The organism is Nocardioides sp. LHD-245, from assembly GCF_030929495.1.
Taxonomy (GTDB): domain Bacteria; phylum Actinomycetota; class Actinomycetes; order Propionibacteriales; family Nocardioidaceae; genus Nocardioides.
The window spans coordinates 247,797-263,430 of record NZ_JAVFWN010000011.1; the positions used below are offsets into that span (position 1 = coordinate 247,797).

Genomic DNA, 15,634 nt, shown 5'->3' on the forward strand with positions numbered 1-15,634 from the left:
ACGGTGGTGGCGTGAGTTCTCCGCAGGCGCCCGGCATCTCCGTAGCCGTGCACGGCCACCCCAACCTGGACACCCTCCTGCTGTGGCACCCCGCGGTCCGCACGGACGCCGACGCCGTCGGCGCGCTGGCGAGCCGGATCGCGACCCGCGGCGGTGTCCGGGTCGTCGTACCGACCTGGGAGGACGGGCGCGACCTGCTGCGCTCGGTGCGCTACGCCCGCGGCTCGTCGGTGCACCCGCCGGACCAGCTCGCCGTCGTCGGGTACGGCGAGGCCGGCATCGCCGCGCTGAGCCTGGCCCAGCACCAGCGCCGCCTCGGCATCGGCCTGCGCCGCGTCACCTGCGTCGACGGTGCGGCCGGTCTGACCGACCCGATCAGCGGGCAGCCGCTCGACGCGCCGGCCCCGCGCCCCGACAAGGTCGCGACCGAGGTCGACGTCGTCGCGACCGGGGACGGCGACTGGGCGACGACCACCGTGACGGCGTGGCAGGCCGCGGGATGGGCCGCCACGCTCGTCCCGGCCGATCAGTTCACCTGGCGGGTGAGCCCCTCCCAGTAGGGCGCGCGCAGCTTGAACTTCTGCAGCTTGCCGGTCGCCGTACGCGCCAGCTCGTCGCGGAACTCGACCGAGGTCGGCGACTTGTAGCCGGCCAGCCGGTCCTTGCACCAGCGGATCAGCTCGGCCTCCATCTCGGGGCCCGCCGTGGCATCGGGCGCGAGGACGACGAGCGCCTTGATCGTCTCGCCCCACTTCTCGCTCGGCACGCCGATCACGGCGACCTCGGCGACGGCCGGGTGCGAGAAGAGCGTGTCCTCGACCTCGATGGAGGTGACGTTCTCGCCGCCGGTGATGATCACGTCCTTCTTGCGGTCGGCGATGGTGAGGTAGCCGTCGTCCCCGACGAAGCCGCCGTCACCGGTGTGGAACCAGCCGTCCTTGAGCGCGGCGGCGGACTCCTCCGGCTGCTCCCAGTAGCCCTCGAGGATGACGTTCGAGCGCGCGAGCACCTCGCCGGCCCCCTCCTCGGACTCGTCGATCGCCAGCCGGACGCCGATCGCAGGCGCGCCCGCGCGGGTCAGCCGGGACGCGCGCTCCTCGGCCGAGAGGTCGTCCCACTCGGCGCGGGTGCGGTTGATGGTGAGCAGCGGCGAGGTCTCGGTGAGGCCGTAGATCTGGATGAACTCCCAGCCCAGCTCCTCCTGGACCCGGATGACCGTCTTGGTCGGCGGCGGGGCCCCGGCCATGATGATCCGCACCTTGTCGCGCCCGGGGATCTCGCCCTCCCAGGCCTGCGCGGCCTCCAGCACCGCCGCCGCGACCGCCGGCGCCGCGCACATCACGGTCACGCCGTGGTCGCGGACCCGGCGCAGGATCTCGGCGCCGTCGACCTTGCGCAGGATGATGTGCCGCGCCCCGACCCCCGTCATCGCGAACGGCATCCCCCAGCCGTTGGCGTGGAACTGCGGGAGCGTGTGCAGGTAGACGTCGCGGTCGTTGATCCCGGCGTGCAGGCCAAAGGTCACCGCGTTCACCCAGATGTTGCGGTGGGTGATCTGGACGCCCTTGGGCCGCGCGGTGGTGCCGGAGGTGTAGTTGATGGTGGCGGTCGCGCCCTCGTCGTACTCCCAGGCCTTGGGCTCGGCGCCCGGGGCGGCGTAGAGGGCGTCGTCGTCGCCGAGGAGGTACTTCTGCTCGCAGGTGACGCCGGCCAGCGACTCCTCGAGCTCGGGGTCGATGTAGAGGACCCGGGCACCGGAGTGCTCGACGATGTACTGCACCTCGTCGGGGCTGAGCCGGAAGTTGACCGGCACCAGCACCCGGCCCCAGCCGCTGACGCCGAAGAAGGACGTGAGCAGCCGGCTGCTGTTGTGGCTGACGACCGCGACCCGGTCGCCCACGCCGATCCCGAGCTCGTCGAGCCGGGCGGCCTGGCGGCGCGCGAGCTCGCCGATCTCGGCGTAGGTCAGCTCACCCTGGCTGGCGGCGGGCTGGGTCGGCTCGTCGACGACACCCACCCGCTCGCCGTACACCTGCACGGCCCGGTCGAGGAAGTCGTTGACGCTGAACGGGACGAACACGCGGGGCCTCCCAGGGCAGACGGATGTGACGCCTACCACCCTAGGCCCCGTGCCCCGCTCCGTGTGCCCTCGAAAGGATGCATCCGCGTGGCGCGGGCAGCACGGCCGGCAGCGTGGCGGACGGCGGCGTAGCGCATCGAGGGCAAGGGCGGGCCCGAAGGGTCCGTCCGCCGCGCTCGATCGGCGACACGCTCGGCCCATCCCGGCCGGGAGCGTGGCGCCCGCGCGTAGCGCATCGAGGGCAAGGGCGGGCCCGAAGGGTCTGTCCGCCGCGCTCGATAGGCGACACGCTCGGCCCATCAGACATGAGAGGACTCTCATCGGTCTCTCACCGACGGCCCACGATCGGGCAGGATGGTGGCGTCATGAGCCGGGTGGGGAAGGTGCTGCTGCCGGTCGCGGCGCTGTTGCTGCTGACCGGGTTCGTCGTCGCGGCCGTGGTGCGTGCCGGAGCCGACGAGCCGGATCCGCGACCTCCCCTCGACCTCGGCTCCCTGCCGCCCGGCGAGACCCCCGCGCCACCGGCCTCGCCGCCCACCCCGCCCGCGAGCGAGCCCACCCCGTCGCGGGCCACGGTGATCACGCCGCAGCCCGAGATCGACGATGACGACGACGATGATGATGACGACGGCCGCGACGACGGCCGGTGGGGTCGGGGCGATGACCGGCGCGGTGGGGACGACCGCGACGACCGGGGCGATCGCGACGACCACCCCGACCAGGACGACGCCCCGGACGAGCCCGACGAGCCCGATGACGACTGAGCGCCGTCCGGATCGGGCGGGGCTCTCGGTCCGGACCCGGATCACCGCGGCCGTGGCGCTCCTCGTGACGGTCGCACTCGCCGGCGCCGGCCTGATCGTCTACTGGGTCGAGAACCGCGCGGTCACCGACGCCGTGCAACGGGAGGTCGAGCAGGAGCTCGACGAGTTCGTCGCGCTGCAGCGCACCGGCGACTTCACCTCCGTGCAGGACCTGCTGGAGGGCTTCCTCAAGCGCAATGTTCCCGACGACGACGAGCTGCTCGTCGGCTGGATCGGCGACGGCCGGCTGGTCCAGTTCCCGAAGGACTCCCTGGTCCAGGACCCAGCCTTCCTGGAGGCCGTGGCCCCGCTGGTCGTCGACGGCGGGACGACCTATCTCGACACCGACCGCGGCGACGTACGCATCACCGCCCAGCCGGTCACCCAGGGCAGCCAGCGCGGCGCCCTGCTCGTGGCGACCTTCCTCGCTGAGGACCGCGACGAGCTCCTCCAGACCATGCGCACCTATGCGCTCGTCGCCGCGCTGTCTGCCGTCCTCGTGACCGGGACCGCGGCGTGGGTGTCGGGGCGGCTGCTCCGCCCGCTGCGGACCTTGCGCGTGGCCGCCGAAGCGACCAGCGCCACGGACCTGTCGCGCCGGCTGCCCGAGCGCGGCAACGACGACATCACGGCGCTCACCCGCACCGTCAACGGCATGCTGGACCGGCTCGAGCATGCCTTCGCCGGTCAGCGGCAGTTCCTCGACGACGCCGGCCACGAGCTGCGCACCCCGCTCACGGTGCTGCGCGGCCATCTCGAACTGCTCGACGTCGGCAGCCCTCAGGAGGTCGCCGAGACCCGGACGCTGCTGCTCGACGAGGTCGACCGGATGGCGCGGCTGGTCGGCGACCTGATCATGCTGGCCAAGAGCGATCGGCCGGACTTCCTCTCCCCCGGGCCCACCGACCCGTCGGCACTGCTCGCCTCCGTGCTCAGCAAGGCCAGCGCTCTCGGCCGGCGGGACTGGGTCCTCGAGGCCTCCCCCGACCTGCCGACGGAGGTGGTGGTCGACGGCCAGCGGATCACCCAGGCCCTGCTGGCCCTGGCCGACAACGCCGTCAAGCACACCGTGCCCGGTGGCCGGATCGCGATCGGCGCGGCCGTCGTCGGCCCGCTCCTGCGCTGCTGGATCCACGACGACGGCGCGGGCGTGGCCCCGGAGGACCGGGAGCGGATCTTCGGCAGGTTCGGTCGCGCTGCCGTGCCTCCCGGCGACGAGGGGTTCGGGCTCGGCCTGTCGATCGTCGGCGCCATCGCGCAGGCCCACGGCGGGGCGGCGTACGTCGACCCGCACCGGGCCGGTCCCGGTGCACGGTTCGTGCTCGACGTGCCCGTCGTCCTGCCCGCCGCCCTCCCCGTGGACGCCCCCGACGGCGCCGCGGCCCCGAAGGGAGCCCCATGGCCCACATCCTGATCGTCGAGGACGAGGAGCGGATCGCGTCCTTCGTCGCCAAGGGCCTGCGGGCCGAGGGACACCGCACCACGGTGGCCGCCGACGGCGCGACGGGTCTCGACCACGCCCTGGCGGGCGATGTCGACCTGGTCGTGCTCGACATCGGCCTGCCCCGCATCGACGGCTTCGAGCTGCTCGACCAGCTGCGCTCGCAGGGCTCGCGGGTCCCCGTCATCGTGCTCACGGCCCGGGACTCGGTGACCGACACGGTCACCGCCTTGGAGGGCGGCGCCGACGACTACATGCCCAAGCCGTTCCGGTTCGCCGAGCTCAGCGCCCGGGTCCGGCTGCGCCTGCGCCAGGCCACCGCCGCCACGGCGGCCACCGCGACCAACGGGACCGGCGACCAGCTCTCGGCCGGCGGGATCGAGCTGGACCTGCGCACCCGCCGCGCGAGCGTGGCCGGCGACGAGGTGGAGCTGTCCGCCCGGGAGTTCGCGCTCGCCGAGATCTTCCTGCGCAACGCCGGCCAGGTGCTCTCCCGCGAGCAGTTGCTCGACCACGTGTGGGGCCTGGACTTCGACCCCGGCTCCAATGTCGTCGACGTGTACGTCGGCTACCTCCGCCGCAAGCTCGGCGCCCGCGCCATCACCACCGTGCGCGGGATGGGCTACCGCTTCGATCGTTGAGTCGTCGGGTTTGACCTGTTGAGTCGTCGGATCTGACCTGTCGACTCGTCAGTTGCGGACAGGAGTGCCCACACGGAGTGGCCGCTCGCCAGGTCGAAAATGACGACTCAACGGGTCAGAGGTGACGACTCAACCCTTCCAGTGCAGCCGGGGCGCGGGCAGCGCGGCGATCTCGGGCTCGAGCGCCTCGGCCACCTCCCGCGGCAGCGGTCGGGACGCCGGGTCCGGCTCGAGCAGCGCGTGGACCACCTTCGCGACCGCGGCGGGTACGTCGTCGGGCAGCTCCGCCGGCGCCTCGAGGAGCTGCGGGAAGCGGTCCCGGGCCTCGGGCGCGTCCGGATCCCCGTCGCGAAACGGGCGGTAGCCCGCGATCGCGTGGAAGAGGGTCGCCCCGAGGCCCCAGAGGTCGCTGGCATGACCGGGCACGCCGTACGCCGCCCCGGGGGCGGCCTGCTCGGGGGCCATATAGGCGTCGGTGCCGATGTGACCGGTGATCTCGGCCGCCTGGGCGGCCTGGCGGGCGACGGAGAAGTCGATCAGCCGCGCCGGCGAGCCCATGATCACGTTGCTGGGCTTGAGATCGAGATGGCACACGTCGGCATGCCGGAAGAAGTGCAGCGCCGAGGCGAGGTCGACCGCCAGCGGCAGGTACTGCTGCGGCGAGAGCCGCCGGTGCCGGCGGATCAGCCCGGCCAGGCTGGGGCCCTCCACGTGCTCGAGCACCAGGTGCGGCCGCGGCCCGCCGGCGTCGTACCGCAGGCCGCGGACCGTGACCGGGTGGTGGGCCACGTCGAGAGCGGTCGCCTCCCGGACCAGGTTGTCGAGGGTGTGCTCGTCGCCGGCCTCCGCCGGGCGCACCACCTTGACCACGACCGGGCCGTAGGTGATCTCGTCGAAGGCGAGGTAGGCCTCGTAGGCCGAGCCACCCCCGAGCAGCCGCAACGCGGTCAGCTCGGGGGTGATCGCGTCACCCTCGGCGAGGTCCCAGGACGACAGCGAGGCGCTCATCGAAGGTCAGCCCCGGGTGTTGTTGCGGCTACGGTCGTTGGTGTGGTTGCGCGACCAGTCGCGGGTCTTGGGACCGGGGCCGTCGTTGGTCCAGTCCGCCTTGGCCCGGCCGGTGCGGCTGTTGTCACGGCCACTGCGGTTGCCGGTCCGGCTGCGGTCGCTGCGCGTGTTGGCCGTGTTGGCCGTGTTGGCGGTCCGGGTGTCCTGGTTCGTCGCGTTGGTGTCGTCGTCATCGGCGGCCCGGGCCCGGAGGTCGTCGCCGTCCGGGTCGTCGTCATCGGCGACGAGCACGATGTCCGGCGTGTCCTGCTCGCGCTTGACCGCGACCTTCGTCTCACCGCCCGCCTGGGCGGGCCACGCCAGCACGCTGACCGCGACGCCCGTCGCCGTCACGCCGGCCAGGCCGCTGATCGCGAGCATCAGGGGCTTCTTCATGGGTTCCTCCTCGATCGGTGGGTGCCGACTCCTCGTCGACACCGCAACCCTCCCGAGTGGGCGTGAGGCAGGCATGAGTCCCCGATGAGAGGGTTCTCATCGGGGCGTGTCCTACAGTTCGGCCATGGACGCGATGCGGTCTGAGGAGCACCGCCGCCGGGTTCCGCGCCGGTGGGTCCTCCGCACCGCCGTCGTCGTGACGATCGTGGGCTTCCTCCTCACCGTCATCCACCCGACGATCGACGAGGGGCGGCAGGCACGAGGTGCCGCCGAGGAGCCCGCCACCTGCCTGGCGCCGTTCCACACCGTGCTCGACGGAGCCGACAACTTCCCGGGCGGGGAGCCACCGCTCAACGGCGAGTCGATCGCGGCGAAGTGCCGGGAGGCCGGCCGGACCCGCTACCGGCAGGGCATCGTCTTGATGGGCGTCGGCGGCCTGGCCGGGCTCGGCGTCGCGATCGCTGTCCTGCGCTCCCGGGTCCGGGAACGCAGGAACCGGGTCAGCGCTTGATCTTCGGCGACATCGTCGCGTTGCCGTACAGCGACATCCCGGTCGCCAGCGCGTCGTCGTCGTAGCTCGCGTCGGTGAAGAGGGCGACGGTCGTCAGCACCGCGCCGAACTTGAACCACCGCGGGTTGCCCAGGCACGAGCGCGGCACCGCGATCCGCACTGACAGGCGGTCGGCGCCGACGGTGCGCTTGATCCCGCGGCAGCGGGACGCGTCCTCGTCCATCGAGAGCTCCATCAACTCGGTGCTGGAGAACCCTGGCATCTTCGGGGACATCACCATGAACCGCTTGCCCGGGACGCGAAGCATCGCGCTGATCATGAACGGCCCGGTGAGCGGCGCGCGCATCCGCATGGTGATGCTCACCTTCCGGGCCTTGTGCGTGCCCGTCACCTGGACGATGTCCCCGTTCGCCTGCTCAGGCAGGGGTGTAACGGTGATCGAGGTGTCGGTCACCGCCTGCGTCGTGACGTCGCCGGCCGCGTCGTCGTACGTCCAGCGGTCGGCCTGCGCAGGTGCCGCCACCGCGACAGCGGCCCCGGTCACCACGAGCGACAGGAGCAGGGCGAGGAGGGCACGGGGGGCGGAGCGGTTTATGGCGGTCACCCTGGCACAGTTCTGCCGACCTGTTGGCAATATTCGCGCGTCCGTGCTGGTCGAGCTAGATTTGGACATTGATACAATTTGTATCCATGTACAACTCACTCCGGAAGGCACCCCGATGCGTCCCCTGACCCGCGACGAGGTCCGTCGCTGCGTCGTGAACCTGTACCCCGCCACCGCCGGGGTCCGGCTGCCCGCCTGGTTCGACGACACCCGGTGGGAGCGGATCGACTACCTCGGCTGGCGGGACACCCGGGCGTATCAGCGCGCCTACCTGGTCGCCGACGTCGATGGCCGGGCCCAGGGCATGGTCCTGCGCCAGAACCCCAGCCAGGCCGCGCTCGCCTCGCGCGCCGTCATGTGCGATCTGTGCCGGTTCACCCGCAGGTTCAACGAGGTCTCGCTCTTCACCGCTCCGCGCGCGTCCACGGACAAGCGCCGGCGCCTGAGCACCGTGGGCCTCCTGCTGTGCACGGATCTGGACTGCGTCCGTAATGTGCACCGCACGCCGACCACCGGCCCTCACGACCCACCACCGGAGCAGATCATCGAGAACCGACGCAGCGGACTGCGCGCCCGCACCATCGACTTCCTGCGCTCGGTGCCGGACACGACCGGCGTGCCCCGAGGGCCGGGCCGATGAGCTACCTGGCCCGAGCCGAGCGACGCCGGTCCATCGTGGCGGCGGCCGCCGCCGTCGTGGCCCGCGGCGGCCTGAGCGCGGTGACCGCTCGGATCGTCGCCGAGGAGCTCCGCGGTTCCCCCGGCCAGATCCACCACCACTTCGCGTCGACCGACGAGCTGGCAGCGGAGGCATGGAGCCACTTCGCGCGGGCCGAGATCGAGGCCTACCGCGACGAGGTCGCCGGTCTCGACGCGAGGGCGGCACTCGCCCTGTTCTTCGGCGACCTGCTGAGCGAGGAGGGCGACGAAGCGGGCGACGGGACCGCCCTCGCGCGGTGGGCCGAGGCCGGGGCGCACGCCCAGCTGCGCCCCCTCGTCGGCGCCAGCTATCTGGAGACGCTCGCCCAGCTCACCGACGTCCTGGCCTCGATCCTGTCGACCCGCCGCCCCGACCCGGCGCAGGCGCGCCCGGCCGCCGGCCGCCTGCTCATGCTGGGCGTCGGGCTCGCCGGGACGACCCGCATCCACGGCACCCCACCGGTGCCGGTCCAGGTCGTGATGCGCTCGGCGATCGACGCCGAGACCAGCTGACCGGCCCACTGCGCCGACCAGAGGCCGGTCTCGGCCGTGGTGGGCGCAGAGGGGATCGAACCCCCGACCACCTCGTTGTAAGCGAGGGGCTCTACCGCTGAGCTATACGCCCCGAAGCCGGGACAGCGTACCGAAGCCCCGGCCCCGCGCCGAAACGCCTGGCGAGCGCGGCGGCGGCGCAGCGTGGCGGACGGCGGCGCAGCCGCATTGAGCGACGGCCGCAGGCCGAGCGCAGCGAGGTCTGTGCGGCGAGCTCGATCTCCGACACGCTCGCGCCAAAAAAAGCTGAGCCGCTGGCGTCTCGGGTCACCAGCGGCTCAACGAGATGAACAGTACCGGCCTCGTCCGGTCCTTCCAACCGATCATGCCGAAATAGTTGAAAAATGACCCAAATGGACTAGGCGAGCGGGCCGAACGGCCTAGCCCGCGGCCGCGCGCAGCGCGTCGAGCAGGTCGTCGGCGCTCCGCGCGGCGGGCTTCGGGTTGTGGACGGCCCAGGTCAGGCGGCCCGCCTTGTCGAGGACGTACGACGACCGCTCGGGGCTCCCGCCGCGCTCATCGAAGACGCCGTACGCCCGCGCGACCTCGCCGTGCGGCCAGAAATCGCTGAGCAGCCCGAAGTTGAGGCCGTCGGCGTCGCTGAAGGCCCGCAGGGCGTAGACCGGGTCGCAGGAGATCGCCAGCACCTCGGTGTCGAAGGTCAAGAACTCGTCGAGCCGGGTGCGGATGCCGTGCATCTCCCCGCTGCACACGCCGCTGAACGCGAAGGGGTAGAAGACCAGCGCCACCGCCTTCACCCCGCGGTACGACGACAGCGTGACGTCCTGCCCGAACTGGTCGCGCAGCGTGAAGTCGGGGGCGAGACCGCCGATCTCGATGCCGGTCGCGGCGCTGGCGGGACCTGCCACGTCCGGCCTCACGCGGTGACCCCGGGAGCCCCGGGAGCCTCGGAGCCCTCGGAACTGTCGGTGGAGCCGTCGGCGGGGTCGAACGCGGCGAGCTCGCGCTTGAGGACCTTGCCGGTGGCGTTGCGGGGCAGCTCGTCGAGGAACACGATCTCGCGAGGGACCTTGAACCGGGCGAGGCTCTCCTTGACGAGCTCCTTGAGCTCGTCGGCGGAGACCGGCTCCGTCTCCGGGACGCGCACGACGAAGGCACGCAGCCGCTTGCCGAAGTCGGGGTCGTCGATGCCGATCGCAGCGACCTCGGCGACCCGCTCGTGGGCGGCGAGGCAGTCCTCGACCTCCTTGGGGAAGACGTTCTCGCCACCGGAGACGATCATCTCGTCGTCGCGGCCCTCGACGTACAGCCGACCCTCGGCGTCGAAGCGGCCGACGTCGCCGGAAGACATGAGGCCGTCGATCATCTCCTTGCCGCCGCCGCCGGTGTACCCCTCGATCTGCAGGCTGTTGCCGACGAAGATCCGTCCGGACTCCCCCACCGGCAGCTCGCGTCCGTCGGCGTCGAGGATCCGCACGATGGTCTGGTGCGGCAGCCGTCCGGCGGTGCCGGGTGCCTCGCGGAGGTCCTGCGGGGAGGCGATCGAGGCCCAGGCGACCTCGGTCGAGCCGTAGACGGAGTAGAGGTTGTCGCCGAAGCGGTCCATCCACTGCGTCGGCAGATCGCCCGGGAGCGCGGAGCCGGACGACGCGACCGCCACCAGATGCGGCAGCGGGTAGCGGTCGAGCACCTCGGCGGGCAGGGCCAGGATGCGCTGCAGCATGACCGGGATGACCGCGAAGGACTCGCACTCCTCCTCGTGCAGGATCCGCAGGGCGTCCTCGGGATCGAACCGACGCGTCAGCACCAGCGTGGTGCCGAGCATCATCGCGAGCTGGTAGTGCGCGAAGCCCCAGGTGTGGAACAGCGGCGCGGCCACGTGGCACTTCCAGCCGCTGCGCAAGGGCATCCGTGACAGCAGCGAGATCGCCGCCGGCAGGCCGCCCTGGGGGCGCGGCGCGCCCTTCGGCGTACCGGTCGTGCCCGAGGTCAGGATGATGGTGCGGCCCTTGCCGGCGGGCGGCGCGAGGTCCTCGGTCCGTCCCGCGGCCAGCCCGGCCGCGATCAGGCCCTCGATGCTGTCCTCACCCGCGTCACCGTCGGTCCAGCCGAGCACCCGGTCGGCGATGTCGGCTCCGGCGAGAAGTCCGGTGAACTCCTCGTCGTGGACGACGACCCGCGGCTTCTCGCGGGCGATCACGTCGGCCAGCTGGGGCCCGGCGAAGGCGGTGTTCAGGTAGAGGACGTCCGCGCCCAGCTTGCTGATCGCGATGGACGCCTCGATGAACCCGCGGTGGTTGCGGCACATGACGGCCACGCCGTCGCCGGGCCGGACGCCGCGGGCGCGCAGGCCGTGGGCCAGCGCGTTGGTGCGCGCCTGCAGTTCGCCGAAGGTGAGCGAGCCGCGCTCGTCGATGACCGCGGTCCGGGTCGGCATCCGCAGCGCGATGGTCTTGAACCCGCCCGCGGGCGTGGTGCTCCACTGGCGCAGCGCGTTCGCCATGCCCGCGACCACCAGCGGCGAGTACGGGCGGACGATCCCCGACTCGGTCAGGATCTTGAGGCTGGTGCCGGCGTCCTTGACCCGGCCGGTGAGCCGGTTGGAGAGCTTGCCCATGCCCCTATTCAAGCCCACCGCGTCAGGTGACCGACTTCGGCGCCACCAGACGAGTCGCCGCCCAGTCCTTGCTGACGGCCGCGGCGGTGGTCTGCGAGAGGCCGGCGATGGGTGCCGCCTCGGCGATGTCGGCCGCGTCGACCGCACCGGGCCGCCCGATCTTGGGGGTCAGCAGCCAGATCACCCCGCCGCCGACGAGGTCGGTGAGCGCGTCGACGAGGCCGTCGACCAGGTCGCCGTCGTCGCTGCGCCACCACAGCAGGGCCGCATCGACGACATTGCCGTAGTCGCCGTCGACCAGGTCGCCGTCGATGGCGTCCTCGATCGCGACACGCAACTCGTCGTCGGTGTCGTTGTCCCAGCCGAGCTCCTGGACCACCTGCCCCTGCTTGAGGCCCATCCTCTCGGCGGGTCCGGTCGGGCCGGATGAGCTGGTGCCGCCGGTGGCGGTCGAAGTCACGGTGTTTCCTCCAGGGTTTCGGGTACGACGAACATCCCACAGCGTGCGGGTTGGGGAGTAGTCCAGCGGAGTCAGGGTGCGCGGCGCAACCCTCCGGCCGCAGAACGGCCCACTTCGTGTACTGACGGGTAGATTTTCCGCCCATCGACGAGGTGCAACGATGGGGCACGTGACCTCCGACACCCACTCCGACACCCACTCCGACGGCACCACCCCGGCCGTGCGCGCGGCGTCGACGCCCTCCGTCATCCACGAGGGCCTGCCGACCCAGCTTCCCGACATCGACCCCGACGAGACCCAGGACTGGATCGACTCGTTCAACGCGCTGGTCGACGAGCGCGGTCGCGAGCGCGCCCGCTACGTCATGCTGCGCCTCCTGGAGCGGGCCCGCGAGGCCCAGGTCGGCGTGCCGGCGCTGCGCAGCACCGACTACATCAACACCATCCCGCCCGAGCGCGAGCCGTGGTTCCCCGGCGACGAGGACGTCGAGCGCCGGATCCGGGCGTTCATCCGCTGGAATGCCGCCGTGATGGTCTCCAGCGCCAACCGGAAGGGCCTCGAGGTCGGCGGTCACATCGCCACCTACCAGTCGAGCGCCTCCCTCTACGAGGTCGGTTTCAACCACTTCTTCCGCGGCAAGGACGCCGTCTCCGATGCGGGGGTGGTCGGCGGCGACCAGCTGTTCATCCAGGGCCACGCCTCTCCCGGCATCTACGCCCGCGCCTTCCTCGAGGGCCGGCTGAGCGAGGAGCAGCTGTTCCGCTTCCGCCAGGAGGTCCAGCACGGCAAGGGCGCCGGCCTCCCGTCGTACCCCCACCCGCGGCTGATGCCGGACTTCTGGGAGTTCCCCACGGTCTCCATGGGCCTGACGGGCATCAACTCGATATACCAGGCCCGGTTCAACCGCTACCTCCACAACCGCGGCATCAAGGACACCAGCCAGCAGCACGTCTGGGCGTTCCTCGGCGACGGCGAGATGGCCGAGCCCGAGTCGCTCGGCGCGATCCGGATCGCCGCCCGGGAGGAGCTCGACAACCTCACCTGGGTCGTCAACTGCAACCTCCAGCAGCTCGACGGCCCCGTCACGGGCAACGGCAAGATCATCCAGGAGCTCGAGGCCAACTTCCGCGGCGCGGGCTGGAACGTCATCAAGGTCATCTGGGGCCGCGAGTGGGACGCCCTGCTCGCCCGCGACGTCGACGGTGTGCTGGTCAACCAGATGAACTCCACGCCCGACGGCGCCTTCCAGACCTTCTCGGTCGAGTCCGGCGCCTACAACCGGGAGCACTTCTTCGGTCCCGACCCGCGGCTGCGCGCCATGGTCGAGCACATGACCGACCGGCAGATCGAGAAGCTGCCCCGTGGCGGCCACGACTACCGCAAGGTGTACGCCGCCTTCGACGCCGCCACCAAGCACGTCGGGCAGCCGACGGTGATCCTGGCCCACACGGTCAAGGGGTGGACGATCGACGCCCTCGAGGGCAAGAACGCCACCCACCAGATGAAGAAGCTGACCCAGGAAGACCTCAAGAAGTTCCGCGACCGGCTCTACCTGCCGATCAGCGACCGGGACCTCGAGTCGGCCTACGAGGCCACCGGCGCCGCGCCCTTCTTCCACCCGGGCGCCGACTCGCCGGAGATCGAGTACATGATGGAGCGGCGCCGCCAGCTCGGCGGGTCGCTCCCCCGGCGGGTCGACCGATCGACGATGCTCACTCTGCCCGGCGACAGCGTGTACGCCGAGCTCAAGAAGGGCGCCGGCAACAACAAGGTCGCCACCACGATGGCCGCGGTCCGGCTGCTCAAGGACTGGATGAAGGACCCGGGCATCGGGCCGCGGATCGTCCCGATCGCGCCCGACGAGTACCGCACCTTCGGCATGGACGCGATGTTCCCGTCCGCGAAGGTCTACGACCCGCACGGCCAGCAGTTCGAGTCCGTCGACCGCAACATGCTGCTGCAGTACAAGATGTCCGCGCAGGGCCAGATGCTGCACGAGGGCATCTCCGAGGCCGGGGCGATGGCCTCGGCGACCGCCGCCGGATCGTCGTACACGACCCACGGCGAGCCGATGATCCCGTTCTACATCTTCTACTCGATGTTCGGCTTCCAGCGCACCGGCGACTCGATCTGGGCGATGGCCGACCAGCTCGCGCGCGGCTTCCTGATCGGCGCCACCGCCGGCCGCACCACCCTCACCGGCGAGGGCCTGCAGCACGCCGACGGGCACTCCCCGCTGCTGGCCGCGACCAACCCCGCCGTCGTCCACTACGACCCGGCGTTCGGCTACGAGGTCGGACACATCATGCGAGCCGGTCTGGAGCGGATGTACGGCCCCAGCGCCGAGCACCCGCGCGGCGAGGACGTCATCTACTACATGACGGTCTACAACGAGCCGGTCACGCAGCCGGCCGAGCCCGCGGACCTCGACGTCGCCGGCCTGCTCAAGGGCATGTACCGCGTCAGCGGGCTCGACACCGAGGCCGGGCAGGGCCCGGCCGTGCGGCTGCTCGCGTCGGGCGTCGGCTTCCCGTGGATCGACGAGGCCAAGCGGATCCTCGCCGACGACTGGGGCGTCCGGGCGGAGACCTGGTCGGTGACTTCGTGGAACGAGCTGGCCCGCGACGGCATCGCGACCGAGAAGTGGAACCTGCTCCACCCGGGCGAGGCCCACCGCACGCCGTACGTCACCGAGGTCCTGGCCGGTGGCCAGGCCGCGCAGGCGCCGGTCGTGGCGGTCTCCGACTACATGACGGCGGTGCCGCTGCAGATCGCGCAGTGGGTCCCGGCGGGCTACCACGTCCTCGGCGCCGACGGCTTCGGCTTCGCCGACACCCGTCCCGCCGCGCGCCGGTTCTTCCAGGTCGACGCCCAGTCGGTCGTGGTCCGGGCGCTCGCGGCGCTCGCCGACGCCGGCGAGATCGATCCGGCGAGGGTCAAGGAGGCGGTCGAGCGCTACCGGATCGACGACCCGACCGCCGTCTCCGGCGTGCTCCAGGAGGGTGGCGACGCCTGACCCCGTCCGTCGGCCCGTCGTGCGGGATCTCCTCCGGGAGGTCCCGCACGACGTATTTCAGCTGTTCCCGATGGCGTCGAAATGCTCGTCGACGGCCCGCATCGCCGCCTCCGGGTCGCCGGCGAGGATGGCGTCGTAGATCCGGGTGTGGTGGTCGACCAGGAGTGCCTGGCGGGAGGTGCTGAGCGGCTCCTGGGTGAGTCGCTCGCTGCGCTCGGCGAGGTCCTTGGTGAGCACGCTGGAGAGCGCCTCGGCGAAGAACGTCAGCGACGGGTTGCCGGCCGCGCGCAGCAACGACTGGTGGAACGCGCGGTCGGCGGCGAGCACGTCGACGCGCAGCTCGGTGGCCGCCATGGTGTCGATGGCGCGCTTCATGTAGGCGATGAGCACGGGGTCGGCGCGGCGGGCGGCCTCGGCGGCGGCCTGCCGCTCCAGGGCGATCCGCACCGACTCCAGCGAGGCCAGCGGGAGGTTCGAGCTGCTGATCGCGAGGTTGAGCGCGAAGGCCAGGGCGTCGGGACGCAGCGTCTCGACGAAGGTCCCGGCGCCGGTACGACGGCGCAGCACGCCGAGGCCCTCGAGCATGCCGAGTCGGTCGCGCAGCGCGGTCCGGCTGACGTCGAGGCGGACCGCGAGGTCCCGCTCGCTCGGGAGCTTGTCGCCCGGGCGCATCTGCTGGATCAACTCGCCGAGCGCGACGGAGAGCGGGTCGTCGGCGAACAGCGCGCTGAGCGAGCCGGCGTCGTTCTCGATCGACATGCGTGGGCCTTTCCTGCTGGGGGCGCAGCGACTGTAGCCGGGCCCGG

Annotated in this window: 16 protein-coding genes and 1 tRNA gene; 8 read left to right on the plus strand and 9 right to left on the minus strand. The window is 71.8% G+C overall.

From position 1 onward, the window contains the following. Positions 1 to 11: 11 nt before the first annotated feature. Positions 12 to 560, plus strand: a complete 549-nt coding sequence (locus RB608_RS17475) for a hypothetical protein (RefSeq protein WP_308089322.1) — start codon at positions 12 to 14, stop codon at positions 558 to 560. Here RB608_RS17475 and RB608_RS17480 read toward each other — a convergent pair. Continuing rightward, the gene (locus RB608_RS17480) at positions 527 to 2,080 is read right to left on the minus strand and encodes an AMP-binding protein (protein ID WP_308089323.1); all 1,554 of its coding nucleotides are present in this window, start codon (positions 2,078 to 2,080) and stop codon (positions 527 to 529) included. The genes RB608_RS17475 and RB608_RS17480 overlap by 34 nt on opposite strands. Positions 2,081 to 2,445: 365 nt before the next feature. Here RB608_RS17480 and RB608_RS17485 point away from each other — a divergent pair, with 365 nt between their 5' ends. Genes RB608_RS17485 through RB608_RS17495 form a run of 3 tightly spaced genes read left to right on the plus strand, consistent with a single transcriptional unit; the run spans position 2,446 to position 4,965 of the window. Then, positions 2,446 to 2,844: a hypothetical protein gene (locus tag RB608_RS17485; RefSeq protein ID WP_308089324.1), complete on the plus strand. Its 399-nt coding sequence runs from the start codon at positions 2,446 to 2,448 to the stop codon at positions 2,842 to 2,844. Further along, positions 2,834 to 4,297, plus strand: a complete 1,464-nt coding sequence (locus tag RB608_RS17490; RefSeq protein WP_308089325.1) for a HAMP domain-containing sensor histidine kinase — start codon at positions 2,834 to 2,836, stop codon at positions 4,295 to 4,297. The genes RB608_RS17485 and RB608_RS17490 overlap by 11 nt, the downstream gene beginning before the upstream one ends. Beyond that, positions 4,282 to 4,965, plus strand: a complete 684-nt coding sequence (locus RB608_RS17495; RefSeq protein WP_308089326.1) for a response regulator transcription factor — start codon at positions 4,282 to 4,284, stop codon at positions 4,963 to 4,965. The genes RB608_RS17490 and RB608_RS17495 overlap by 16 nt, the downstream gene beginning before the upstream one ends. A gap of 129 nt (positions 4,966 to 5,094) precedes the next feature. Here the strand turns inward: RB608_RS17495 and RB608_RS17500 are convergent, their stop codons facing one another. Both RB608_RS17500 and RB608_RS17505 read right to left on the minus strand, forming a co-directional pair. Next, positions 5,095 to 5,973 carry a serine/threonine-protein kinase gene (locus RB608_RS17500; RefSeq protein ID WP_308089327.1) on the minus strand — a complete coding sequence of 293 codons (879 nt, stop codon included), beginning with the start codon at positions 5,971 to 5,973 and terminating at the stop codon, positions 5,095 to 5,097. Positions 5,974 to 5,979: 6 nt separating this feature from the next. Continuing rightward, complete coding sequence (locus RB608_RS17505) at positions 5,980 to 6,408, minus strand: hypothetical protein (protein ID WP_308089328.1); 429 nt, start codon at positions 6,406 to 6,408, stop codon at positions 5,980 to 5,982. Between the two features lie 124 nt (positions 6,409 to 6,532). Here RB608_RS17505 and RB608_RS17510 point away from each other — a divergent pair, with 124 nt between their 5' ends. Then, entirely contained in the window at positions 6,533 to 6,919 is a 387-nt protein-coding gene (locus tag RB608_RS17510; RefSeq protein ID WP_308089329.1) for a hypothetical protein, read from the plus strand. On the opposite strand, the gene RB608_RS17515 is transcribed toward RB608_RS17510, so the two are convergent. After that, on the minus strand, positions 6,909 to 7,523 hold the full coding sequence (locus RB608_RS17515; RefSeq protein WP_308089330.1) for a hypothetical protein: 615 nt from the start codon (positions 7,521 to 7,523) through the stop codon (positions 6,909 to 6,911). The two genes, RB608_RS17510 and RB608_RS17515, sit on opposite strands and share 11 nt — an antisense overlap. A gap of 115 nt (positions 7,524 to 7,638) precedes the next feature. On the opposite strand from RB608_RS17515, the gene RB608_RS17520 reads away from it, so the two are divergent. Next, complete coding sequence (locus tag RB608_RS17520; protein ID WP_308089331.1) at positions 7,639 to 8,163, plus strand: FBP domain-containing protein; 525 nt, start codon at positions 7,639 to 7,641, stop codon at positions 8,161 to 8,163. Continuing rightward, positions 8,160 to 8,735 (plus strand): TetR family transcriptional regulator, encoded by a 576-nt coding sequence (locus RB608_RS17525; protein ID WP_308089332.1) that lies wholly within the window; start codon positions 8,160 to 8,162, stop codon positions 8,733 to 8,735. The genes RB608_RS17520 and RB608_RS17525 overlap by 4 nt, the downstream gene beginning before the upstream one ends. Before the next feature lie 37 nt (positions 8,736 to 8,772). Here the strand turns inward: RB608_RS17525 and RB608_RS17530 are convergent. The 4 genes from RB608_RS17530 to RB608_RS17545 form a co-directional block, all read right to left on the minus strand. Next, positions 8,773 to 8,847 (minus strand) — tRNA-Val (locus RB608_RS17530). 307 nt (positions 8,848 to 9,154) lie between these two features. Next, positions 9,155 to 9,643, minus strand: coding sequence for a peroxiredoxin (locus RB608_RS17535; RefSeq protein WP_308089333.1), 489 nt, complete (start codon positions 9,641 to 9,643; stop codon positions 9,155 to 9,157). 8 nt (positions 9,644 to 9,651) lie between these two features. Further along, positions 9,652 to 11,352 (minus strand): AMP-binding protein, encoded by a 1,701-nt coding sequence (locus RB608_RS17540; RefSeq protein WP_308089334.1) that lies wholly within the window; start codon positions 11,350 to 11,352, stop codon positions 9,652 to 9,654. Between the two features lie 22 nt (positions 11,353 to 11,374). Further along, positions 11,375 to 11,752, minus strand: coding sequence for a DUF3052 domain-containing protein (locus RB608_RS17545; protein WP_308089359.1), 378 nt, complete (start codon positions 11,750 to 11,752; stop codon positions 11,375 to 11,377). A gap of 280 nt (positions 11,753 to 12,032) precedes the next feature. On the opposite strand from RB608_RS17545, the gene aceE reads away from it, so the two are divergent. Then, positions 12,033 to 14,828 carry a pyruvate dehydrogenase (acetyl-transferring), homodimeric type gene (gene aceE, locus RB608_RS17550; RefSeq protein ID WP_308089360.1) on the plus strand — a complete coding sequence of 932 codons (2,796 nt, stop codon included), beginning with the start codon at positions 12,033 to 12,035 and terminating at the stop codon, positions 14,826 to 14,828. Positions 14,829 to 14,885: 57 nt separating this feature from the next. Here the strand turns inward: aceE and RB608_RS17555 are convergent, their stop codons facing one another. After that, positions 14,886 to 15,587 (minus strand): FCD domain-containing protein, encoded by a 702-nt coding sequence (locus RB608_RS17555; RefSeq protein WP_308089335.1) that lies wholly within the window; start codon positions 15,585 to 15,587, stop codon positions 14,886 to 14,888. Positions 15,588 to 15,634: the final 47 nt, after the last annotated feature.

Coding starts and splice junctions, on each gene's coding strand:
- RB608_RS17525 (WP_308089332.1), top strand. CDS start 8,160: ATGAGCTACCTGGCCCGAGCCGAGCGACGCCGGTCCATCGTGGCGGCG.
- RB608_RS17510 (WP_308089329.1), top strand. CDS start 6,533: ATGGACGCGATGCGGTCTGAGGAGCACCGCCGCCGGGTTCCGCGCCGG.
- RB608_RS17520 (WP_308089331.1), top strand. CDS start 7,639: ATGCGTCCCCTGACCCGCGACGAGGTCCGTCGCTGCGTCGTGAACCTG.
- RB608_RS17540 (WP_308089334.1), bottom strand. CDS start 11,352: ATGGGCAAGCTCTCCAACCGGCTCACCGGCCGGGTCAAGGACGCCGGC.
- RB608_RS17490 (WP_308089325.1), top strand. CDS start 2,834: ATGACGACTGAGCGCCGTCCGGATCGGGCGGGGCTCTCGGTCCGGACC.
- RB608_RS17500 (WP_308089327.1), bottom strand. CDS start 5,973: ATGAGCGCCTCGCTGTCGTCCTGGGACCTCGCCGAGGGTGACGCGATC.
- RB608_RS17505 (WP_308089328.1), bottom strand. CDS start 6,408: ATGAAGAAGCCCCTGATGCTCGCGATCAGCGGCCTGGCCGGCGTGACG.
- RB608_RS17485 (WP_308089324.1), top strand. CDS start 2,446: ATGAGCCGGGTGGGGAAGGTGCTGCTGCCGGTCGCGGCGCTGTTGCTG.
- RB608_RS17545 (WP_308089359.1), bottom strand. CDS start 11,752: ATGGGCCTCAAGCAGGGGCAGGTGGTCCAGGAGCTCGGCTGGGACAAC.
- RB608_RS17495 (WP_308089326.1), top strand. CDS start 4,282: ATGGCCCACATCCTGATCGTCGAGGACGAGGAGCGGATCGCGTCCTTC.
- RB608_RS17555 (WP_308089335.1), bottom strand. CDS start 15,587: ATGTCGATCGAGAACGACGCCGGCTCGCTCAGCGCGCTGTTCGCCGAC.